The 23,772-nt window shown below is 47.6% G+C and carries 20 protein-coding genes and 1 pseudogene; 17 read left to right on the forward strand and 4 right to left on the reverse strand.

All coding sequences use genetic code 11. The annotated features are described in order from the left end of the window. The first annotated feature begins 195 nt into the window (after positions 1-195). The 3 genes from NST84_RS15280 to NST84_RS15290 are packed head-to-tail and all read left to right on the forward strand — an operon-like array spanning position 196 to position 3,038. Positions 196-1,026, forward strand: a complete 831-nt coding sequence (locus tag NST84_RS15280) for an amidohydrolase family protein (RefSeq protein WP_342566445.1) — start codon at positions 196-198, stop codon at positions 1,024-1,026. Between the two features lie 24 nt (positions 1,027-1,050). Further along, positions 1,051-2,016: an aldo/keto reductase gene (locus tag NST84_RS15285; RefSeq protein WP_342561049.1), complete on the forward strand. Its 966-nt coding sequence runs from the start codon at positions 1,051-1,053 to the stop codon at positions 2,014-2,016. Continuing rightward, positions 2,016-3,038: a zinc-binding alcohol dehydrogenase family protein gene (locus NST84_RS15290; protein ID WP_342561050.1), complete on the forward strand. Its 1,023-nt coding sequence runs from the start codon at positions 2,016-2,018 to the stop codon at positions 3,036-3,038. Before NST84_RS15285 ends, NST84_RS15290 begins: the two co-directional genes overlap by 1 nt. Positions 3,039-3,877: 839 nt before the next feature. Here NST84_RS15290 and NST84_RS15295 read toward each other — a convergent pair. Beyond that, on the reverse strand, positions 3,878-5,545 hold the full coding sequence (locus NST84_RS15295) for a PucR family transcriptional regulator ligand-binding domain-containing protein (RefSeq protein WP_342561051.1): 1,668 nt from the start codon (positions 5,543-5,545) through the stop codon (positions 3,878-3,880). Between the two features lie 203 nt (positions 5,546-5,748). Between NST84_RS15295 and NST84_RS15300 the strand changes: the two genes are divergently transcribed. The 8 genes from NST84_RS15300 to ureC all read left to right on the forward strand — a co-directional run bounded on the left by NST84_RS15300 (position 5,749) and on the right by ureC (position 15,199). Continuing rightward, entirely contained in the window at positions 5,749-6,978 is a 1,230-nt protein-coding gene (locus NST84_RS15300) for an amidohydrolase family protein (protein ID WP_342561052.1), read from the forward strand. Positions 6,979-7,019: 41 nt separating this feature from the next. Next, complete coding sequence (locus NST84_RS15305) at positions 7,020-8,234, forward strand: amidohydrolase family protein (protein WP_342561053.1); 1,215 nt, start codon at positions 7,020-7,022, stop codon at positions 8,232-8,234. 314 nt (positions 8,235-8,548) lie between these two features. Continuing rightward, entirely contained in the window at positions 8,549-9,463 is a 915-nt protein-coding gene (locus NST84_RS15310; RefSeq protein WP_342561054.1) for an ABC transporter permease subunit, read from the forward strand. A 19-nt stretch (positions 9,464-9,482) separates the two neighbouring features. Then, positions 9,483-10,361, forward strand: a complete 879-nt coding sequence (locus tag NST84_RS15315) for a carbohydrate ABC transporter permease (RefSeq protein WP_342561055.1) — start codon at positions 9,483-9,485, stop codon at positions 10,359-10,361. 25 nt (positions 10,362-10,386) lie between these two features. Further along, on the forward strand, positions 10,387-11,871 hold the full coding sequence (locus NST84_RS15320) for an ABC transporter substrate-binding protein (protein ID WP_342561056.1): 1,485 nt from the start codon (positions 10,387-10,389) through the stop codon (positions 11,869-11,871). Positions 11,872-11,885: 14 nt separating this feature from the next. Further along, positions 11,886-12,842, forward strand: coding sequence for an amidohydrolase family protein (locus NST84_RS15325; protein ID WP_342561057.1), 957 nt, complete (start codon positions 11,886-11,888; stop codon positions 12,840-12,842). A 24-nt stretch (positions 12,843-12,866) separates the two neighbouring features. Further along, entirely contained in the window at positions 12,867-13,490 is a 624-nt protein-coding gene (locus tag NST84_RS15330; protein WP_342561058.1) for an urease subunit gamma, read from the forward strand. Further along, the gene (ureC, locus tag NST84_RS15335) at positions 13,487-15,199 is read left to right on the forward strand and encodes an urease subunit alpha (RefSeq protein ID WP_342561059.1); all 1,713 of its coding nucleotides are present in this window, start codon (positions 13,487-13,489) and stop codon (positions 15,197-15,199) included. Before NST84_RS15330 ends, ureC begins: the two co-directional genes overlap by 4 nt. Before the next feature lie 92 nt (positions 15,200-15,291). Here ureC and NST84_RS15340 read toward each other — a convergent pair. Further along, a pseudogene (locus NST84_RS15340) lies at positions 15,292-15,520 on the reverse strand (helix-turn-helix domain-containing protein); the annotation flags it as partial. A 364-nt stretch (positions 15,521-15,884) separates the two neighbouring features. After that, positions 15,885-16,433, reverse strand: coding sequence for a TetR/AcrR family transcriptional regulator (locus tag NST84_RS15345; protein WP_342561060.1), 549 nt, complete (start codon positions 16,431-16,433; stop codon positions 15,885-15,887). Between the two features lie 196 nt (positions 16,434-16,629). Between NST84_RS15345 and NST84_RS15350 the strand changes: the two genes are divergently transcribed. The 5 genes from NST84_RS15350 to NST84_RS15370 all read left to right on the forward strand — a co-directional run bounded on the left by NST84_RS15350 (position 16,630) and on the right by NST84_RS15370 (position 21,354). Beyond that, positions 16,630-17,631 carry an NADP-dependent oxidoreductase gene (locus tag NST84_RS15350; RefSeq protein WP_342561061.1) on the forward strand — a complete coding sequence of 334 codons (1,002 nt, stop codon included), beginning with the start codon at positions 16,630-16,632 and terminating at the stop codon, positions 17,629-17,631. 278 nt (positions 17,632-17,909) lie between these two features. Beyond that, on the forward strand, positions 17,910-18,488 hold the full coding sequence (locus NST84_RS15355; RefSeq protein ID WP_342561062.1) for a TetR/AcrR family transcriptional regulator: 579 nt from the start codon (positions 17,910-17,912) through the stop codon (positions 18,486-18,488). Between the two features lie 211 nt (positions 18,489-18,699). Continuing rightward, complete coding sequence (locus tag NST84_RS15360; protein WP_342561063.1) at positions 18,700-19,398, forward strand: SDR family oxidoreductase; 699 nt, start codon at positions 18,700-18,702, stop codon at positions 19,396-19,398. A gap of 44 nt (positions 19,399-19,442) precedes the next feature. Continuing rightward, positions 19,443-20,540 carry an alkene reductase gene (locus NST84_RS15365; RefSeq protein ID WP_342561064.1) on the forward strand — a complete coding sequence of 366 codons (1,098 nt, stop codon included), beginning with the start codon at positions 19,443-19,445 and terminating at the stop codon, positions 20,538-20,540. A 472-nt stretch (positions 20,541-21,012) separates the two neighbouring features. Next, positions 21,013-21,354 carry a family 20 glycosylhydrolase gene (locus NST84_RS15370; protein WP_342566446.1) on the forward strand — a complete coding sequence of 114 codons (342 nt, stop codon included), beginning with the start codon at positions 21,013-21,015 and terminating at the stop codon, positions 21,352-21,354. 480 nt (positions 21,355-21,834) lie between these two features. Here the strand turns inward: NST84_RS15370 and NST84_RS15375 are convergent, their stop codons facing one another. Then, on the reverse strand, positions 21,835-22,260 hold the full coding sequence (locus NST84_RS15375; RefSeq protein ID WP_342561065.1) for a MarR family transcriptional regulator: 426 nt from the start codon (positions 22,258-22,260) through the stop codon (positions 21,835-21,837). A 199-nt stretch (positions 22,261-22,459) separates the two neighbouring features. Here NST84_RS15375 and NST84_RS15380 point away from each other — a divergent pair, with 199 nt between their 5' ends. Further along, positions 22,460-23,659: an MFS transporter gene (locus NST84_RS15380; protein WP_342561066.1), complete on the forward strand. Its 1,200-nt coding sequence runs from the start codon at positions 22,460-22,462 to the stop codon at positions 23,657-23,659. The last annotated feature ends 113 nt before the right edge of the window (positions 23,660-23,772 follow it).

Here is a 23,772-nt window from a genome sequence, read left to right on the forward strand (position 1 = left end):
GGATCGCCAATAAAGGGCTTGCGGATAGGCGCCAATCAGATCATTCCTTCTAAATAGATTCGCATTGTATATTCAAGATATCAAAATAGGTTATAAAATTGCAAGATAAGGACATTAACTACTTCATTAACTTGGTATACAATGTTCAGAGAACAGGATCACGACACTATGAATGCAAAAGAGGTGTGCAGCAGAATGCGCATTGACGCTCATCAACACTACTGGAAAATCAAACGGGGGGACTACGGCTGGATCACGCCGGAGCTGCCGGTCCTGTACCGTGATTTCATGCCGGCTGATCTGGAACCGCTGCTTCAAGCACACCAGCTGGATGGAAGTATTATTGTCCAGGCAGCACCGACGGCCGAAGAAACAGATTTCATCCTATCCATTGCCGATAATGCTCCATCTGTACTTGGGGTTGTGGGCTGGCTGGATCTTTTTGACCCTGATCACTATCAGGTCTATACAAGGTTCCGGCAGAACCCGAAATTCAAGGGCTTCCGGATTATGATTCAGGACATGCCGGATGCTTACCGCATCCTGGAGCCTGGGTTTGTTGAAGCACTCCGCCAGTATGCAGAAGAGGATGTACCCGTAGATTTACTGCTGGCTGCAAATCAGATAGATGCTGTATTAAAGCTGCTTGAACGGGTTCCGGATCTGCGGGGCGTTATCGATCATATCGCTAAACCGCCGGTCAGGAACAAAGAAATAGAGATCTGGACGCAATATATGAGAGCGCTTGCCAAACACCCTCAAATCTATTGCAAGCTATCCGGAATGGTTACAGAAGGGGAGCATGACCGGTGGAGCAAAGAAGATTTTGTTCCGTATATCCGTACGGTTATCGACCTTTTCGGCCCGGACCGGGTAATGTTTGGCAGTGACTGGCCTGTATGTCTTTTAGCGGCGGATTATGCAGAGGTTGTAGATCTGCTGGCCGGCTCTTTACCTGAGGCCTGGGGGGATGCTGAGCGTGAAAGATTATTCGGTGGCAATGCGAAGGATTTTTATAAACTATGAGTCTGTTGAACGGGGGAACCTCAAATGAAATATCGTAAACTGGGAAATACCGGACTAGATGTATCTGTGCTAAGCTTTGGCGCCTCATCGCTGGGCTCTGTGTTTCGTGAGTCGGAGGACAGCCAGAGCATCAGGACGGTGCATGCCGCCATTGATGCAGGCATTAATTATATAGATGTTTCACCTTATTACGGTCTGACCAAAGCGGAGACGGTACTTGGCAAGGCTATTCAGGAGCTGCCGCGTGACAAATTCCTGCTATCCTCCAAAGCGGGGCGTTACGGGGAAGCGGTGTTTGATTTTTCCGCAAAACGCATATTCAGCAGTGTGGAGGAAAGCCTCAAGCGGCTGAATACAGACTATCTGGATATTTTGTTCATGCATGATATTGAATTCGTGCCGGCCTCAATTATTCTGGAAGAAGCCGTGCCCGCGATGGATAAGCTGAAGGAGCAGGGCAAAATCCGGTTCAGCGGGATCAGCGGACTGCCCTTACAGTTGTTTGACACACTGCTCCCGCAAATCAATGTGGATGCCATTTTATCCTACTGTCATTATTCGCTTAACGATACTTCTCTTATTGAGCTGCTCCCGCTGCTTAAGTCCAAAGGGACCGGGCTGGTCAATGCTTCGCCTCTGTCGATGGGACTGCTGAGCACGCGTGAGACTGCAGCCTGGCACCCTGCCGGAAGCAGATTAAAAGAAGTCTGTAAACAAGCCGCCGGGCACTGTACTGCCAGAGGTGTGGATATTGCCAAGCTCGCTGTACAGTACTCTACCAGCCATGAACAAATTCCGACTACACTGGTCAGCACAGCCACTCCGGCAAATATAATCAACAATGCCGCCTGGACGGAGGAGGCAATGGACACCGTGCTGCTGAAGGAAGTGCTGGATATCCTAAAGCCTGTTCACAATGAAACATGGATTAGCGGCCGGCCCGAATACAATGAACGTCTGGAACCAGCTAAAGGGGGCGGCACCGTATAATGAAAGGGATTGTCTGCGAGGAAGTCGGTAAATGGGTATGGCATGAGGATTTGGCCGGACCTGCTATAGAGGAGGGAAAAGCCATTGTCCGCATTCGCCGGATCGGAATCTGTGGAACTGACCTGCATGCCTATCTGGGCAATCAGCCGTATTTCAGCTATCCGCGGGTGCTTGGACATGAGCTTGCCGGTATTATCGAAGCTGTAGGTGAGAATGAGGCAGGGCTGAAGGCAGGGGATCAGGTCAGCATTGTGCCCTATATGCACTGCGGCGAGTGTTCTGCATGTCTCAGCGGAAAAACAAACTGCTGCAAAAATATGAAGGTATTCGGTGTCCATATCGATGGAGGCATGCGTGAGCTGGTTGCGGTCCCTTCCGGACATTTAATTAAAACAGAGGGGCTTACGCTGGACCAGGCTGCAATGCTGGAGCCGCTGGCGATCGGGGCACATGCCCTCCGGCGCTCCGGCTTGGCTGCGGGTGATACTGTACTCGTAATCGGAGCAGGCCCGATCGGTCTTGGTATTATGGCACTTGCCAGGTATGCAGGAGCCAGGGTCATCGCTATGGATGTCAATGAGGAGCGACTGGACTTTTGCCGTAATTGGGCCCAAATAGAACACACCGTGAATGCACTGCAGCCGCCGCAGGAGCAGCTGACAGCCATTACAGGTGAGCCAAAAGCCGCATTTGTCATTGATGCAACCGGTAATGCCAAATCCATGACGAATGCATTCAATCTGGTCGCGCATGGCGGATCACTGGTCTATGTCGGCTTGGTCAAAGGCGATATTACCTTTAATGACCCCAACTTCCACAGCCATGAGCTGAGCCTGATGGGCAGCCGTAACGCAACCATGGAGGACTTCGGTTTTGTGCTGAAGGCAATCTCGGCTGGCTACGTTGATGTCGACCGTTATATAACACACCGTTCAAGCTTTGAGGATATGATTCATCATTTTGAGAGCTGGCTCAAGCCGGAATCCAAAGTGATTAAAGCGGTGGTTGAGATAGGTGAATGAATCCGCTTCTTATAACAAGTGTAATGAGATATTCATTTTTTTCGATAACTGCCGATCCATACCGTGACCTTTCTATGAACCTGAGTTTTATATGATCCCTGCTGTAACCTATAACAGAAATGACTGGGGAAAAGGATTTGAACCAAAGGGATTGACAAAGGATGGTGAACCATGGGTATTTGCCTGGCACAGGACAGCTGTTGCAGGGGCTACGTATTCAGAAGGAAAGGGGGGGACCGTCGCTTTGTTTGGGCATACACCGGCGGATATGAATGGTTTCTCCTGCTCCTTGACACCCCTCAATGGCCAAGTATTACACAAATTAATCTGGCCTGAAAAAGAATCTCCGGTTGTTTACTCAGATAGAGATCAATATTCAGAAGCATTTTATAGTAAACTATTGCTTTCTCCTGGGGAGACCTTTACCACAGCAGCCTATCTGGTCATTAAACAATATGAACAGCCCAGGGTTGCATGGAGTAAAATGTTAGAAGTAGCCTGGCAATTAAATGCCCATAATATTAAAACGAATGTTAGCTTATCTGATATTTGGGACCATTCCATTAATTATGCCCGGAAGGGCTTATGGAAGGAAGACGGGGCTTTTAAAGGTTTTACGATTGGCACGCATTGGAGCGACGGAGAATGGACTCAAGTCCGTCATTATGAGATCGGCTGGTGTGGACAAAATGCATCCCTGGCTAATTCCTTTCTTGCGGATTATTTACGAACCGGAAATCTCACTTCCAAAGAGCAGGGACTGGCTGTCTTGGACGTATGGGTAAAGAACGGGAGACTGCCAAACGGATTAATACATTGCCACTATGATTATTTATTGTTTAAATCGAGCCCTTCAGCAGGGGTTCAATCGCTATGGCAATCCGGATTCGGAGGCTTTCAACCGGGTCCTTCAGCTTCACGCCGAGCAATTTTTCGCATTTTTCCAGTCTGTATACCACCGTATTGCGATGGATGAACAATTGCTTTGACGTTTCGACGAGCTGGCATTGGGTGTCGTAAAAAGCACTTAACGTGCGGAGCAGCTCCGTCCGCTCTTGCTCTGCCACATCTATAAGTCCGCTCAGGGTCTCCTCGTAAAATTGCCTCAGCTCAGCATGGGGAAGCATATGGAACAAGTAACTGATATCTTTGGCCCGGTATGACTGCACAAATCTCCTCCGCTTCATCCGATATCCGAAATTCAGCGCATTCACAGCCTCGGTATAGGAATGCTTGATTCCCAGCATATTGGTGGTTGGTTTGCCGATGCCTGCGGACAAGCTTAAACCATATTGATTGTACAGGGATTCGGTCATTTCATTCAATTGCCGGATAAGGCCCGCCTCGTCCCAGCCCGTCTCCGGAATATGGAGCAGAATGCAAAAGGTATCCTGTCTGGTAAACATGACAAAAGGATGTCCAAAAAGGTTGAAGAACCGCTTAATCCGGTCATATTGCTCCTCTTGCTCCGAGAAATTGTCCTCGCGCAAAACGGCCGGGCTCCTGAAGTTGGAACGCTCCCCATCCACGGCTGCCGTAAGCGCCTCATCATTTCGCAGCGCCACTACGGACCTTGTGCTATCCGGGTACAGGCCATATTTTTTGCCGCGGTTCAGTGCCTCCTGTTCAGCATTAATATAGCCCTCGATCAAATCGGAGAAAAATTCGGTTTTATATCTTCTGGAACGCTCTTTAACCGCCTGGGACTTGGTGATTTCCATACCAATGACGTTGGTTGCCTGCTCAAGTGTCAGCTCATAGAGCGCCGTTGTCCTTTCAGAGGAGTGGAATGACAGCAGGTAGCCTTCATGCCGGTAGGTCCGTACCGGATATATTAGCAGGTGGCTGTATTTACGAAGCCGGGGATCCGCCAGGCAGATGGAAGTAGGAGAAGCGGATTCGCTCAGCTCCTGCAATGCCCGTTCGGCGGCGGCGATCAGCCCGGTGTTGTCCTTTAGATTATCCGGAACCGCTATGGCTTGCAGTTTACTGTTCACCAGAATGACAGGGGAGAAGAGCAGCTTGGACAAAGAATTAATAATATCAGTGATCCCTTTACCCTTCATAATCATCTCGGAAAATTTCTTGTGTATGCTAAGCGCATATTGCAGCTCATCATTCTTATTATTCAGAATTAAGCTGGTCGATTGCTGCAGGATTTCGCCAAGTGACAGCGGGACATCGGAAATTTCGATTAAAGGGAATCTGCTGCTTTCTGCCAGCCGCACAATTTCGTCAGGGAGAATCAGTTCAAAGCGGCGGGTCTTAATCGCCATTCCGCAGCAATTCAGACGCTGCATATCTCTGATTAATTGAATCAACAGCTCCGGCTGCTGCTTCATGAAATAGCCGTTGGTCAGAAGAAGCTCGTTCGGCCGAAGAAACCGGATGATATCCGGAGAATCCATAATATTGACGGTTTGAACTTCCCGCATCAGACCGTCAATCCCGGCAATAACTTTGGCATTCTCGTAAATACCGGTACTAAGCAAGTCGTTTAGCAGCACATTGATCGGTCCCTTCCGTTTTGCTCATGATTATGAAAAGTAATATAACACGGCGTTTGTGGAGAGTAAACCACGTTTGGTCTATTCATCCAAGGACGCCGCTTTTTTTTATTCGATTCAGCCAATGACTTCCGTGACGGGAAACGATATGCTGAATAATGTTCTCGTTGAGTAATGTATGTTAACACGAAAAGAGGTTTAAAATGACCGATTTACTTGTGAAAGATGTGCTTCTGCCGGATGGCAGCGGACGGATGGATGTTGGCATTTCATCAGGGAGAATCGCATTTATTGCTCCAAGTAGTGAAGGCGGGCGGGAGGCTGCTGAGATCGTAAACGGAAAAGGGGGATTATTGCTCCCCGGATTCGTTGAGCCGCATATTCATTTGGAAAAGGCTTATCTGCTGGCAAGGATGGACAGGGAGACGGAATCCCTGCAGGATGCGATTCAAATGACAGCCCAGATGAAAAATACGTTTACTGCAAAGGATATTACAGAGCGGTCACTTGCCGTAATCCGCGAAGCCAGCAGACACGGAGTAACGCATATGCGCTGTCACGCCGAGGTTGATCCTATTCTGGGCCTTAGTGCCATTGAATCGGCGCTTGAACTGAAGCAATCCGTCAGCCGGCAAATGGACCTGCAGGTGGTTGCATTCCCCCAGGAAGGCATCTTTAAATGTCCAGGGACTGCCGAGCTTATGGAAGAGGCGATGCGGCTTGGCGCAGACGTGGTAGGGGGCATCACCTATCAGGACCACGACCTGGGCGGGCACTTGGATTTTACTTTTTCCCTGGCGGAAAAGTACGGAAAGCCGCTCGATTATCACGCCGATTTCTCTGACAATCCAAGTGACCGTGCGATTGTAGATATTGCCCGCCGGACTATTGCCGCAGGAATGCAGGGTCTCGTATCGGCAGGTCATGTCACCTCACTCGGATCCATGCCCGTTATTGAGGCATGCTCCATAGGGGAATTGCTGCATGATGCGCAGATCCATGTCATTACATTGCCTTTGACCGATCTGTATTTAAACGGGCGGGGAGATGGAGAGAAACCTCGAAGAGGTCTAGCCCCAGTCCGCCTGCTGCGGGAATGCGGCGTAAATGTGACCCTCGGCACCAATAATGTGCGAAATCCGTTCACACCGTTTGGCAAGGCTGATCCGCTCGAGGTGGCCTGGCTGCTGGCCATTGCCACCTACATGGGCGGAGGGCAAGATGCACACAGCCTAATGAACATGCTGACGGTTGATTCGGCCAAGGCTCTTGGTCTTGACAGCTATGGGATACACGTAGGTTCTCCGGCGGATATGGTGCTGTTTCGGGAGTCCTCGGTCCGGGAGGTATTGCTGAACCGTCCGGAAATCCGAACCGTCTGGAAGCGAGGGAAGCAAGTCGCCCATACCCGCATGAAACAGCAGCTGTTATAAAGCTATGCAGTAGAAGGGATGAGACCATGAACAAGCAAAGCATGAACAAGCAAATAACGATAGTGAAGCATGTAAAATGGCTGGAAAGCTTATTTGATTTAACCATAGACCGGGTGACAGGAAGCATCATTCATATTGGACACAGCAATGCAGATGGCGGCAGTGCTGTGGAGCCGGGTGCGGAGATTACCGTTTACGACGCGGCGGGGCTGCACTATCTTCCTCCGCTGGCGGATATGCATATCCATCTGGACAAGCATTTTCTCGGCGAGCCGTGGAAGCCGCTGCAGCCCTTTGTCACGCTGCCCGGCCAGCTGGAATTCGAACGTAAGATGCTCTCTTCACTTCCTACGGGAGCGGGTGAACGGGCAAGGCGGCTGCTGGAGGTACTGCTGGCCCAGGGCACGACCATGATTCGCACGCATGTGGATGTAGATCCGCGTATAGGACTGTCACATCTGGAAGAAATTCTGGAAGTGCGTGAATTGTACAGGGGACGTATAGAGATGGAGATCGTGGCCTTTCCGCAGCAGGGACTTCTGCGTTCGGGCTCCCTGCCGGTTATGCGGCAGGCGCTTAAGGCTGGAGCCGATTATGTCGGCGGAGTCGACCCGGCCGGATTGGACCGGCAGGTAGATGCCAGTCTGGACGCGATGTTTGAGCTGAGCACCGAATTCAATGCAGGCATTGATCTGCATTTGCATGATCCCGGCCATCTCGGCATATACACGATGAGCCGTTTCGCCGACTTAACGGAGCAGACGGGGAAGGCTGGACGTGCGGCGGTCAGCCATGCTTATTGTCTGGGACAAGTAAGTGCGGCTGAGACAAGGACGATCGGCCAGAAGCTGTTCGCCAGCGGTGTCGCAGTCATTACAAGTGTGCCGATTGACCGGCCAATGCCGCCTGTCAGCCAGTTACTCGACATAGGCGTCACTGTACATGTGGGGTCCGATAATATCCTGGATGCTTGGAGCCCGTTCGGTAATGGCGATTTACTGGCCCGCGGCTCGAGACTGGCGGAAGTGTCCGGCTGGATTGAAGACAAGCCGCTGATGGATACGTATCCGCTGATCTCCAGGTCAGCGGTATTTCCCCAGGTAGGTGACCGGGGAAGCTTCTCCTTAGTGAATGCAGCCAATGCGATGCATGCCATTGCTTCAGCTCCTGCGCGTGCGGCTGTATTTTCAGGCGGAGTTCTTGTTGGGGGATATACCACCCTTGACGCTCCCCAAGCGGCAGCCACAAATCGATAATTGAACAAAGGCAGTATATCTTACCGATATGCTGCTTTTTTTGCGTTATTAGAAAGTATATAAGCAATGTTGCCAGCAGAGTTATGTTATGTATCATTACAGAATTAACTGATTTCGGCTTCGGACTGGTGGATTCATCCAACACTCACCACAATTTTTAGTCAGGTCGACTAATGACTTTAACCTGCCGGCATCGTATTATTCATATAAGAAAAGAAAACATGTAATAAAACATCACATTAACAAGGAATAGGAGGTTTGATGAACACTCACGAAACTGATTGGAACCAAAAAAACGGAAAGGGGGGCACCTTATGGAGAGAATAAAAAACATTAGAAGACATGGGCTGCTGCTGATTATGATTTTACCGGGAATCATCTATCTGTTTGTGAATAATTATCTTCCTATGCTTGGAATTGTAATTGCATTTAAGGATGTCAATTTCGCAAAGGGGATTTGGGGCAGCGATTGGGTCGGGTTGGATAATTTCGCATACCTGTTCCAGACGAAGGATGCCTGGCTGATTACCCGCAACACCCTTTTGTACAATGGCGCTTTTATCGCACTCGGAACCCTTCTGGCGGTGGCTGTTGCCATTCTGCTCAATGAAGTAAAGGTCCGTTTCTTCTCACGGCTGTATCAGAGCATGATCCTGCTGCCTTATTTGATCTCGATGGTCATTGTTGCCTACTTGGTACTGGCCTTACTCAATGAGCAGAACGGTTACCTGAATCATTATATCCTTCCATTACTCGGGATTGATCCTGTCTCATGGTACGCAGATGCCGGGAAATGGCCGTATATTCTGACCCTTGTCTATTTATGGAAGACCGTTGGCTATACCTGTATCGTGTATCTGGCTTCCATTGTAGGAATAAACCAGGAATATTACGAATCTGCAAGGCTGGACGGAGCCTCCAAATGGAGACAAATCTGGAGCATCACGGTCCCGCTGATCAAGCCTACGATTATCATCATGGTCCTGCTGGCTGTAGGCAGGATATTCAATTCCGATTTCGGATTGTTCTATCAGGTGCCGCTGAATTCGGGGGCATTGCAATCCCACACGGATGTCATTGATACCTATGTCTACCGGGGACTGATGACGTTCGGTGATTTCGGGATGTCCTCTGCAGCCGGATTATATCAATCGATTGTCGGGTTTGTTCTGGTCCTGACGACCAACGCTGTCGTCCGCCGCCACAACCGAGACTTGGCTTTGTTTTAGTAAAGGAGCGAGACCAGGTATGCAATCTAACAGAATTTATCAACTGGCCATTCACGCGGTATTTATAGCAATGAGTATACTTGCACTGTTTCCGTTTATGCTGCTGGTTTCCGCCTCTTTCACAGAGGAACAATCGATTATACAGAACGGGTACAGCCTCATTCCGGATCAGCTGAGCCTGGATGCCTACGCTTACTTATTCAATAAATCTTCAATGATTCTGCGGTCATATGGCATTTCCATTTTCGTAACGGCTGCCGGAACGCTGGCGGGTGTCTTCATTACTACACTGGTGGCGTACCCTCTGTCCAGAAGCGTATTGCCGTTTCGTTCTTTCCTCTCCTTCTTCGTATTCTTCACCCTGCTGTTCAACGGCGGACTGGTTCCGTTCTACCTGGTGTACACCGACCTGTTCCATATGAAAGACACCGTGTGGGCGCTTGTCATCCCCAATTTGCTTACCAACGGATTCTTTATCTTGTTGATGAGAAGCTTCTTCTCCACATCAATTCCCGGTGAGGTTGTTGAGTCGGCGTATGTCGACGGTGCCAATGAATGGACGATCTATTGCAGAATCGTTCTGCCGCTTGCTCTTCCGAGTCTGGCTACCATCGGTTTGATGCTCATGATTTCTTACTGGAATGACTGGTTCAATGGACTCATCTTCATCAACGACGGAGGCTTGTACAGCATTCAGAATCTGTTGAACCGAATGCTATCCGATATTCAATATTTACAGCAGAATGATCTGTCCGGTCAGTCCGCCGTAGCCTCCGTCCCGCTTGGCAGTGTGAGAATGGCCATTGCCGTTATCGGCGTATTGCCGCTTATAGCAGCCTATCCATTCTTTCAAAAGTTCTTTGTAAAGGGACTTACCGTCGGTGCCGTAAAAGGATAATTACATTGCATGTGGAGGGATCGGAATGTTGAAAACAGTTAAAAGCATCTCGCAGTACGTGTCCGTGTTGGCGGCATTTGTTCTTATGCTGACTGCCTGCGGTAAAGAAGCAGCGCCGGAATTAGGATCCGCCAGCGCATCAAGTCCGGATCTGTATGAGGTGGTAATCACCTACCCGGCGTTCGGTGATGTGACAGATGTCAAAACGGTACAAGAGGAGATCAGCAAAATTACAGCTGAAAAGGCCGGGGCAACGGTCAAGCTGCTTCCAGTCAACGGGTCGAACTATGCCAACCAGATGAATTTGATGCTGGCCGGCAGTGAGAAGCTGGACCTGGTCTATACCAGCGTCTGGTTTGGCTATGAATCCCAGGTGAGCAGGGGGCAGCTGCTTCCAATGGACGATTATCTCAAGAATTCCGGCAAAAGGATTCTGGAGACGATTCCGCCGGAAGCGGCGGAAGCCGGGAAGCTAAACGGGGAGACCTACGGTGTTCCGAGCGTGAAGGCATGGGCACTAACTCCAAGTCTTGTCATGACCAAAGAATTGGTCGATAAGCATGGGATCGATATTAACAGCGTAAAGAGCTGGAGCGATGTGTCCGGTATTCTGCAGATCATTAAGGACAATGAACCAGGGATAACTCCGATTGTCAGTTACACCTCACAGGAGACCCCGGGGCTTGGAATGCTGCATTTTGATCCGCTGGGATTATCGCCCGGTGTCCTGAAATTCGAAGGTACGGATTACAAGCTTCTTGATATCGCGGGCACCTCCGAGTTCACAGCCATGGCAACCCTCATGCATGAATGGTATGAAAAAGGCTTTTTCAGCAAAGACATCGCAACGTCTCAGGAAACAGGCTCGAACCTGATTAAAGCCGGAACCGCCTTTTCGTATATCCGCAACATTAACGAGGTTTATACCGAATCCGCCGCCGCAGGCAAGGAGCTCGTCGCCGCGCCGCTGGAGTCCCCGTATATGACCAGAAACAGCGTCGCCTCCAACATGATGTCATTGGCACGCAACAGCAAGCAGCCCGATAAGGCAATTCAAGTGCTTGAGCTGCTGTACTCTGACGAAGAGGTAATCAATCTGTTTACAAACGGTGTGGAGGGCAAGCATTACGTGAAGCAAGACAACGGCTTGATCCGTAAGCCGGACGGGGTCTCAAGCACGGGCTATGATTCGAACCAATACGCCGTCGGCAACAACTTCCTGTCTTCTATCTGGGAAGGAAATGATCCAAAGACATGGGAGCATATGAAGGCGCTGAACGAAAGCGCAGTAAAATCAAGGGCGATGGGCTTCAGCTTCGATATCAATCCCGTCAAGGCACAGATTACTGCCGTTACCAATGTGCAGAACCAATATGATACCGGCTTTCAGACGGGAACCTTCGATCCTGCGGAACTGACCTCATATCTCGATAAATTGAATAGCGCAGGAGTCGATACTATTATCGCCGAGAAGCAAAAGCAGCTGGATGAATGGCTTAAAAACAAATAAAGGAGCGGTTAACGATGAACTATCCTGTTATTGATGTGCATCATCACATTATCTCGCGTGCAATGCAAAAAAAGCAGCTGGAGCTAGGAATGACGATTCCCAGCTTTATGCCGAAATGGACCCCTGAAATCGGTATTGAAAAAATGGAGCTGACCGGCATTTCCTGCTCCTTTCTCTCCGCACCTTCCGATTTGACCTTTATTGACCAGCCGTCAGCTAATTTGCTGGCCCGGCAGATGAACGAAGAGCTTGCCTCCTATGTGCAGAGATACCCGCAGCGATACGGCGCCTTCGCCACGCTGCCGCTGCCGGATGCCAAAGCGGCACTCGATGAAGTTATCTATGCCCTGGATGAGCTTAAGCTGGACGGAGTGGCCATCCTGTCCAGCTATCAGGAGAAATATTTAAGCCATCCTGATTACACGGAGCTGCTGGAGGAGCTTGACCGCAGGAATGCAGTCGTCTTCCTGCATCCCATCTTAATTAAGCAGAAGATCGCGGGGCTGAGCCCCGCACTGCTTGAGGGAACCTTTGACACAACCCGAGCCGTAACGACGATGGCCGTTAACCGGATTTTTGATAAATACCCGTCCATTCAATTCATTCTACCGCATACGGGAGGAATGGTTCCCTATATTAAATGGAGAATTGCGCTTGCTGCAATCGGACAGGATTCCATTCAAGTGGAGGCGACGCCGGAGCAGTTTCAGGAGGAGATCGCCAAGCTGGACAATCTGTACTATGACACAACCCTGAATCTGGGCACTCTTCAGAAGCTTATTGCTCCTGACCGGATCCTGTTCGGTGCAGATATTCCCTGGCCGGCCGACAGCGTGCTGCGCATGCAGAATGAATCGGTATTCAGCGAAGCCCTGCAGGCCGGAGAAGAACATGCGAAGGCTATCGCCTACGGGAATGCATTCCGTCTCTTTCCGCGCATTGCCGGGCTGTTTCATGTTGAGCTCAAATAGACTGATTCGAAAGGAAGGATAGCTATGAATTTAACAGTCCAGGAACGGGAGAAGCTGCTGGTCTATGTGGCGGCCGATATGGCGCAGAAGCGTCTGGCCCGCGGAGTAAAGCTTAATTATCCGGAGGCTATTGCATATATCAGCGGCTTTGTCATGGAAGGCGCGCGTGAGGGGAAAACCGTGGAGAGCCTGATGGAGGAAGCGAGGCATCTGCTGCAGGCGGGACAGGTTATGGAGGGAGTCGCCAATCTGATGGGTGAGGTGCAGATTGAGGCAACCTTCACCGACGGTACCAAGCTTGTGACAGTGCATCAGCCGATTGCCGGGGAATCCGCGTTGTCTCCTGGAGAATATGAGTTCGCCGAGACGCCAATCGAGCTGCTGCCGGACCGTCAGCGGATACAGCGCAATGTGACCAACACCGGAACCAGGCCGGTTCAAGTCGGGTCCCACTTCCATTTTTATGAGAGCAATCCGGCCCTTTCGTTCGAGCGGGAGGGAACGCTTGGCTACAGACTCGACATTCCTTCAGGCCTGTCTGTACGATTCGAGCCGGGAGAAACAAAAGAAATCGGCTTGGTGGAAATCGGAGGACTTAAACAAATCTATGGCTTTGCCGGAAAAGTAAACGGAGGGATTACGCCATGAAAAGCATAGACCGTGCCACGTACGCCAGTATGTATGGGCCGACAACCGGAGACCGCATCCGTCTGGCCGATACTTCGCTGAAAATTGAAATCGAACAGGATTATACCGTCTACGGCGACGAATGTGTATTCGGCGGCGGGAAAACGGTACGGGATGGAATGGGGCAGCATCCGCTTGCAACGCGGGACGAAGGCGTACTGGATACCGTAATTACGAATGCCGTCATTGTGGACTATTGGGGAATTGTTAAAGCAGACATAGGGATTAAGGATGGACTTATCGCCGGCATCGGAAAAGCGGGAAATCCTTATATCATGGACGGGGTTACTCCAAATATGTATATAGGCGTAGGTACCGAGGTCATTTCTGGTGAGAACCTGATCGTTACAGCCGGAGGCGTAGACAGTCATGTACATTTGATTTGCCCCCAGCAAATTGATGTTTCCCTACAAAGCGGTATCACCACCATGGTTGGAGGAGGCTCAGGACCGGCTACCGGCACGCTCGCCACCAATTGTACCTCCGGCGTATGGCATATTGAGCGGATGCTTCAAGCGACGGATTCCCTGCCGATGAATTTTGTGTTCCTGGGCCGGGGGAACAGCTCCCGCCCGGAAGCGTTAATTGAACAGGTGAAGGCAGGCGTAGGCGGGCTGAAAATCCATGAGGATTGGGGCAGCACTCCATATGTGATCGATAAATGCCTGGAAGTTGCCGAAGCCTTCGATATTCAGGTCAATATTCATACCGATACTTTAAATGAGGCCGGATTCGTGGAGGATAGCCTGCGGGCCTTTAACGGCCGGGCGATTCATACGTACCACACCGAAGGGGCGGGAGGGGGCCATGCGCCGGATCTGCTCCGGGTGGCTTCCATGGAGAATGTGCTCCCTTCCTCCACAAGCCCGACCATGCCTTTCACCCGCAATACGGTAGCCGAGCATATGGATATGCTGATGATGTGTCATCATCTCGATCCGCGGATTGAGGAGGATGTGGCTTTTGCCGCCTCGCGTATCCGGGAGACGACCATCGGTGCCGAGGATATTCTGCATGATATCGGCGCGATCAGCATGACCAGCTCGGATTCACAGGCCATGGGAAGAGTCGGCGAGGTGGCAATTAGAACCTGGCAGACCGCAAATAAAATGAAGCAGCAGCGCGGCGTGCTTACAGGAGACGGGCGGGCCGACAACAGCCGCGTCAAAAGGTATATTGCCAAATACACCATCAATCCGGCAATTACGCATGGCATCTCAGCCTATGTCGGATCCATTGAGGTCGGGAAAATGGCGGATCTTGTTCTCTGGAAGCCGTCATTCTTCGGAACGAAGCCCGAATTGGTCTTGAAAGGCGGAATGATCGCCCATTCATTAATGGGAGACCCCAATGCCTCGATATCGACTCCGCAGCCCTATATGTACAGACCGATGTTCGGAAGCTACGGCCAGGCGAGAGCTGCGACAAGCGCGACCTTTGTATCACAAGCCTCACTAGACTTCGGAACGCTGGATAAGCTGCATCTGACGAAAATGCTGAAGCCCGTTCTGGGATGCCGGAAGGTTAACAAAAAATCACTGATCCACAACGGCGAAACCCCGGAGATTTGGGTTGACCCGCGCAGCTACTCCGTGTCCGTTAACGGCGAGACACTCCAATGTAAGCCGGTAGACACCGTTCCGATGTCGCAGCTGTATTTTCTGACTTAAATTCAAAAATGAAATAGCGGTATTCATTGGACTTAATACATAAGTCATGAATACCGCTATTGTTCAACTCCCGTTGCCCTGTTAGCTCAGACTTATAAATGCAGCTTGATTCCCTTCTCCGTAAGTGAGTATTTAACCCGCGGGGGCACTTCTGGATACACATCACGCTTAATAATACCATCCTCCTCCAGCTCCTTGAACTGCTTTGTGAGCGAGCCTTGCGATAAGCCTCCAATTTAAATTTTTTATCTCAGTAAACGAGCGTCTGTCACCTTCCAGATACCAGATAATAAAATATTTCCATCGCCCCGAAAGTACATTTTATGCGCCGTGAGATTCGTAAGACTAATGATTACTGACTCAGATACACAAAAGGATATGCCAGGAAGTAAAGGCTATTTGAATGTGGCATGATGTCAAACTTACAGATGCCCGCAGGATTGAGCAGCTGGAAGGAAAAAAATTCGGTAACAGCGCCTATCCATAGCAATTGCAGTTTATAACCATTCGCATAAACAATCAGTCATGAACGTAGTAAATGAGCTCGGCTTCGACCCGGTAGATGGCGGATCTCTCCTGATATGGATCATTATATGCCAATAAACACATGGTTTGTACTAAGAAAAGGACTGTAATAGAAGTCCTTTTTTTGTTTTTTAAGTCTCGTTCGAGGAAAAATTTTGAATTAAAGCCCATCCTTAATTAAATTCCAGATGCGCTCAAACCTTGCTTGGTAGTCTGGTGAATTCCAGGATTCCTTGAAGGAAGGCAGACTAAATACCGCAAATACGGATAGAATCGCCTCCGCCCGCTCGAAGAGGGGATCTCGATATTCCATGATACCATCGATAATTTGGTAGGAGTCCCAGAGAACGTCACGCAATACCAATGGATTGCTGTCCACATATTGTGTATTAAGAGCAAACATTTTGGGATTTTCGTTGTATGCGCGTTTTTTAGCGTTAACAAAGGACCAGAGCCACTCGTGGAGCACATCCCTTGGCATAGCCAAATTAATTGTGTCTATTTGGATTTGTTCTGAAATCATCCGGTTGAACCAGCTTTTAGACACAGCCGCCCAGAGCTCTTGTTTATTTTTAAAATGTTTATAGAGCGCTGCATGAGTGATACTTAATTCATCGGCAATTTGAGAGAGTGTCACTTCCGGTTTTTCCGTTCGTTCAATTAATGCTTCTGCTGTTTCAATAATAAGTTCTTGTGTGATTCTAGCCATTTGTTTTGGCAGGTGCCAACCCTTCTTTCTTTAATGAATTCATTAATCGCCGTGTCTATACCTGTCTGTAGTATAGCATAATATAACATCAGGTAACAATTGTTGACTTTTGTAACTTCAGGTATTATGCTTATCGAGTCAGTTACAATTCAACTTAAATGTTACTAACCATTTTTGTAGAGGGAGGTTATAAATTATGAAAGCTGCTCAGATTACTAAATATTCAAAACAGTTCAAAGTTGAAGTGAATGATATCCCAGTTCCGGGAATACGGGATGACGAAGTCTTGGTTAAAGTGAAGGCTGCGGCAGTTAATCATCTGGAACTGCTTATCGCTACTGGAAGCGTGAAGTTAATCCAGGATTATGGGTTCCCGCTGACACTCGGTAATGAGCTCACAGGCATTATTGAAAAGGTTGGCAAAAATGTTCAGGGATTCAAAGCAGGCGATGCCATTTATTCACGTCTGCCTATACAAAAAATTGGTGCATTTGCAGAATACGCGGCGATTGAGGCTGATGCCATCGCACATTTACCTGCTAATCTGGATTTTGTTACCGGTGCGGCTGCACCCTTGACTGGATTAACGGCTTACCAAGGATTGCATGAAGAGTTAGCTGCTAAAGCTGGCGAAAGTGTATTTATTCCCGGAGGCTCTGGTTCTTTTGGCCAAATGGCTATTCCGATCGCCAAAAGTATGGGGCTCAAGGTTATCGTCAGTGGTAGTCCACAAGCACGTGAGCGGACAATGATGGCTGGAGCTGACCAATACATTGATTACACGACCGAGAACTATTGGGAACAGCTTAGAGATCTTGATTATGTAATTGATACCTTGGGATCAAGCGAATTTAATCATGAGCTTTCCATTATTAAAGCAGGCGGCCGTCTTCTTTCTTTGCGGACCGGTCCTAACAAACGTTTCGCCGAGGATATGGGCTTGTCAGGTTGGAAGCAAAAGCTCTTCGCTATTGCTGGAGCCAAGTATGACCACAAAGCCAAGAAGAAGAACATTCAGTATCATTTCATTTTTGTTCGCAGTGATGGAGAACAATTAAAAAGCATTACAAATATGATTGAAGAAAACGGAATTGTTCCAGCAGTGGACCCTACAATATTCCATATTGGAGATATTAATGAAGCCTTAAAGTTGGTTGCTGCAGGTCATCCGAAAGGAAAAGTCATAATCCAATTTTAAGGAGAGTATCGGGACGTGGGCGAGGGAAAGTCATATTGGAGATAGGCTAATCAGATGATTTCTTTACCTTTAACGAATCTTGTTATTATTAGCGTTAAAAAGGATTAAAAAACAAAATACGTGTAAATGCAGGATTTACTAAAATCATGCGCTTCTCCATGAAGGTTGCTCCGGATTTCATAACGCATACTTGGGGTCAATTGCTTCTTAAGTTAAAATAAATCATTCTTTACCAATCGTTCTCAATATGTTATATTGAACAACAGGGAGGGAAAAGAATGGCAAGGAGCAAAGAATTCGAAGAGAACGTGGTATTAGAAAAGGCGATGAAGCTTTTTTGGGAACAAGGTTATGAGAAGACATCTATGACGGAACTGGTTGAGCATATGGGAATTCATCGAAGAAGTTTATATGACACATTTGGCGACAAGCATACGTTATTTTTAAAAGCAATGGACCAATTCCACGAAAAAGTATGTGCTACACTTGTAGGAAAAGTTAAACGCTCTAAGACTGCAACTGAGGCACTTCAGCATATTTTTAGTTTCGTGATCTTTGGTGATGAAGATTCTCCTTCCGGATGTTTAATGGTGAATTCAGCGGTGGAACTGGCAATGCGCGATGCCGATGTGGATTTAAAGACCACAGAATTATTTGTATTATCAGAGCAGCTGTTCAAAGATATTATTCTGTGGGGACAGCAGAATGGAGAGTTTAATCCGGACTATAAAGCCAGTGATCAAGCGGAACATCTGCATGCTGTCTATGTAGCGTTACGGGTGATGACAAAAACCTCTATGCGTAAAGAAAAGCTACAACGTATAGCCGATGTATCGAGTAAACTTTTATCTAAATAATTATTCATTTAATTCCCTATGCACTTTCTAGTATGATCGTTCTCAAAAGCTTAGTCCTTCCATCTCTTGCACTAAGCTTGTACTCACAAAGGGTATGGTCATTTAATTTGCAGTTATTAGAACGATTATTCCCGTATGGTTAGAGCTTTCTAACCCTGGAACTTTTTTTAAAAAAAATGTACTCAAACAATGAATATAAGGAGCTAATACAATGAATATTTCTGAACAAGTCGCTTTTGTCACTGGAGCAAATCGGGGTTTTGGCCGCCAGCTTACTCTTGAACTTTTATCTAGGGGAGCTAAAGTTTACGCGGGTGCAAGAAATCCGGAAACCATTGATATTCCTGGTGTTACACCGGTAAAGCTTGATATCACCAACCCTCAAGAGGTTGCCGAAGCAGCTCTAGTCGCAAAGGATGTAACGCTTTTGATTAACAATGCAGGATCATCTACAGGAGCTTCTTTGCTGGAAGATGATGTGCAACAAATACAGCTGGAATTCGATACACATTTCTTCGGTACGCTATCCATGATTCGTTCCTTTGCACCGATTATTGAAAAAAACGGGGGAGGCTCCATTCTAAATGTTCTTTCCGCATTATCCTGGTTTAGTTCAGGAACTGTGGGTGCATATACAGCTGCAAAGGCTGCAGAATGGGCATTGACGAATGATTTACGTTTGAATTTGTATTCTCGTAATGTACGAGTATCAGGATTGCATGTGGGCTTTATGGAGACAGACATGACCACCGGTTTAGATACTCCAAAATCCAACCCTGCAGAGATTGCAAAAAAAGCTGTTGCTGGCATAGAATCTGGCAGCTTTGAAATTATTGCTGATGATAACAGCCGTATGTTACAGGCAGCACTTGCCGGCGGCGTTCCTGCCTTATACCCGCATCTTTCTTAATCACTGTTCCGTTGTTAACTTAATTATTAAGAGGAGTGTATAAAATGACAAAATTATGGAGTAAAACAAAAGTTGGAAACTTGGAACTGCCACATCGATTAGCGATGGCACCAATGACACGCAGCAGAGCAGAAGAAGATGGTACTCCGGGAGATTTAAGTCCCCTTTATTATGCTCAAAGAGCATCAATGGGACTCCTTATTACGGAAGGCGCACAGCCTTCTGATGATGGTCAAGGATACCTATGGTCACCGGGGATCTATACTGAACAGCATATAAAAGGGTGGAAACAGGTTACGGATGCAGTGCATGAAGCAGGTGGATATATGTACATCCAATTAATGCATGCCGGTCGTATGTCCCATCCTGACAATACACCCCATCATCGCCAACCCGTTGCACCATCAGCCATTGCTCCCGGTGTTCAGATGTTTACAGCTACAGGAATGCAGGACATTCCCGTTCCGCGTGAGTTAAGTAAAGAGGACATTCAAACGACTATTTCCGATTTTCGTAAAGCAGCAGCAGCAGCAATTGAAGCTGGTGCGGATGGCGTTGAAATTCATGGAGCCAATGGATATCTCATTAATCAATTTCTCGGAGAAAATTCGAACACACGGACGGATGAATATGGAGGATCTATTGAAAATCGTGCTCGTTTCGCGATTGAAGTCACAAAAGCCGTCGTACAAGAGATTGGAGCAGACAGGACCGGTTTCCGTATTTCACCAGGGACATCTCTTGGGGGAATTCAAGATGGGGAGCAAGGTTCACAACTGTATCTCTACCTGGTAAAAGAGCTAGCTAAGCTGGAATTAGCATATCTCCATGTAATGCATCTTGGAAATGAAAAACTGCTCTATGATATTCGTTCCATTTGGACAAATCCACTATTAGTCAATCGGGCGGGGCGTGCTCTGGAAAATCTAAGTATTGATCTTGATAATGACCTGGCTGATATGGTACCAGTCGGTGCATGGTCATTAGCTAATCCGGATTTAGTAGAGCGGCTAAAATCAGGAGCGCCATTAAATGAAGCAGATCCTTCAACATTTTTCGGAATAGGAAGCAAAGGGTATACGGATTATCCTACGCTACAAGAATTGGAGTCAGTGTCACTACATAATGAAAAAAACGAATAGTTCATTCGCCTTCTGACTGCGGCAAGTGCAGATGGGGTATCCAGTGTTGTTTACAGCGGCACAGTAACAACCAATAGCCATGGCATGGGCCACTAAATTACTACTATCCACTTTATTTTATTTTGTCATCGGACAAGAACATGTTACATTAGAACCCGCGCTGAGCGCGGTTTTTTTTGTGGGATCAAGTTTTGCTTATGTGAAGCGGAATGCTACTCTATCATTTTTTCTTCAATTTGACTAGTGTATCTTTAATATCGCTTCTACTTGGACCGGCAAATCCTGCTATATAGTGATTTTGGATAAAACAGAAAGGGGAGGTATAGCGGATCTTTTCATGAATGCGATTTCAAAAAACACTTGAGCCAAGCACCAGATATTATCATGGAATGAGGAGAGTGAACAATGGTATTATATCCACGAGCATACAAGCTCCAAAAGCTGACTTCAGCTGTACTTAGACTATCCCGTGATGCCCGAGCGGGCGCTGCATATCGACACCGGACGGAAATACTATTCTGCTGAATGGATCAAGGAGCGGATCGAGGAGATGTCCAGGCTCAGGATGAACACGCTGCAGCTGCATTTTTCCGAGAATGAAGGTTTCCGGCTGATGAGTGAAAAATATCCTGAGATGATGTCAGAGCAGTATTTAACGAAGGAGCAGGTGAAGGATATTATCCGCTCGGCAGCAAAGTATCTTATTGCTGTCATTCCTTCGGTGCAGGAATACAGTAAACCGTATCCACCCGGGCTGATTGGCTGCTGTTCATGTAAAAGAACAAAAAAAGGAGGAATTACTGGCCATGACTAGACTCCTTTCTTCATTATTTTCCGCTTTACTTCTGTCACTTGTTATCACAATGGTAAGCCAAAACAACAATACTGACGATAATGTTCTGTACTATTCATTTACGAATGAATTTTTAAATGGATTTTTGATACTTTTATGCATTTATTTATTCTTAGTAACTCCAGTCTCCTTGTATATAGATAGAATAATCAGGAGTCGCAGTATTATATTACATCTACTTCTGTATTTTGGTATCGGCGGCCTAATGGGTTCATTAATCCTTTTGATCAATTCTGCAAATGATATACAGGCTTCATTACAGCTAATATTACTTTTCGGATTGGGTGCATCTGTATTTATCTTATTTTTATACTTGTTTACTTTCATTAAGAAGAAAAGAAAATGATGATAGTACAGCTAATTTCGTAATATGTGAGCCTGAAGTCAATAGAATCCCTGCACATTAATAATTGTGCAGGGATTTTGATTTTGGAAGCACCATTATCCAACCAAGCTGTGTAGCATTTCCCTCAATTGCTGACGCTGTTCCACTGTAAGCTTCTCCATGAGCTTCTCGGAGATTTCCGCGCTAATCGAGCGAATCGTCCTGATATGGGGCTTCGCTTTATCTGTCAGTGACAGGATGGTTGCGCGCCGGTCTGTCGGGTCGCCGGTACGTTGTATAAGTCCATCTTCCTCTAAAGCGTTCACGAAATCCGTGATTGTACGGGGCTTTAAGTCCATGACAGCCGCAAGTTCATTCATACGCATATGCTCCGCTTTCCAGACTTCCATCAACAGGCGCAGCCGGGCTCCAGAGAGCGGAATTGGCAGGTCTAAAGAAGCCAGGCGTTTATCAAATTCGAATTTCAGAATACGGGAAGTGGTTATGAGTAAATAAAAGGTATCGGCAGCTTCGTCATCCATGTAATCCTGTGGCGATAGGTTCATTTGCTTATACAGCCTCGTTTCGAAAAAGTCTACCCTTATTTTATCGCAAAGAGCCTTTTTTTCAAATGACTCCATACAAATAAGCATTGACTTCAATGAAATTAGTGAGTAAACTCACTATAAACAAATAAAGTGAGGTTACTCACTAAATTAAGCATGCTGGAGGCAAGCTATCATGAAAACCGGTTATTCACAGCAACAACAGTCTACTAAATTATGGACAATGGATTTTGTACTAATTACGGCGGCTAGCTTTTTTTTATTCTTCGGATTTCAAATACTGCTGCCTACGTTGCCGGTTTACATGCTGGACTTGGGTGGAAACAATACAGCGGTCGGCTTGATCATCAGTATCTTTACTGTATTCTCGTTATTCAGCCGGCCATTGGTCGGAGCACTTATGAGCCGGAGCAAAAAAGGCTGGCTTGTTGCAGGTCTAGTCCTTTGTTTTATTATTATATCCTCGTACAATTGGACGCTTTCAGTTGGATTGCTACTACTGGCACGCTGTGTTCATGGCGTTTGCTGGGGAATTGTCACCGTCACGTCGAGTACAATGGCCTCAGATATTATTCCGGCTAACCGGCGGGGAGAGGGGATTGGTTTTTTCGGGCTCGCCAGCACGCTTGCTATGGCACTCGCACCTGCGATCGGACTTGCTCTTCTAGATGGAAAATGGCAGATGCCTGGTGTCATTTTTGTTGCAGCCGCCAGTACAGCGCTAGCCTTGATATGCGTGTGGGGCGTTCAGAAGCAGCGTAATCATAGTAATGAGCGTTCCGGCAGCACTGATCAGGCACAAGCAAGGCTTCCTCTCCGGTCACAGCTATTCGAGCCAAAGGCGCTGTTTCCCTCCTTGCTCGGCTTGTTGATCGGGATCGTTTACGGCGGGATCGTCAGCTTTATTACGCTGTTTGGTGAAGAAGCCCAGATTGGCAATGTCGGTTTGTTTTTTACGTTAAATGCCATCAGCCTGCTCATCGTGCGATTAATTTCCGGACGGCTGTTTGACCGTAAAGGCCACGTATGGGTCATTTTTCCAGGCAGTTTGTTACTGGCCGCTTCGCTCCTCGTTTTGTCCTATACCCATAGCATGACTATGCTGGCAATTTCGGCAGTCCTTTTTGGTTTCGGGTTCGGTGCAGTGCAGCCTTCGCTCCAGGCGTGGATCTTAAACCGCGTAGAACCGGAACTGCGGGGTCCTGCGAATGCGACATTTTATTCGGCATTTGATCTTGGCATCGGCGGAGGGGCGCTACTCCTTGGCCGCCTTGCAGAAGCAAGCAGTTATGCGGTGATGTATCGTTATTCCTTTCTCGTTATCGTACTATTCTGTACTGTCTATATAGCGTATATCTGGAGGAAATCTAATTAAAGGGAAAACACTTGAAGAGGTGATCTTTTCTTTGTTCTATACAAGCCTATAAAAGGCAGCCCCAATAGGGACTGCTTTTTTCTTCATTTTATAAAAGATGGTGTTTCCTTACC

Source organism: Paenibacillus sp. FSL R7-0345, from assembly GCF_038595055.1.
Classification (GTDB): Bacteria; Bacillota; Bacilli; order Paenibacillales; family Paenibacillaceae; genus Paenibacillus_AQ.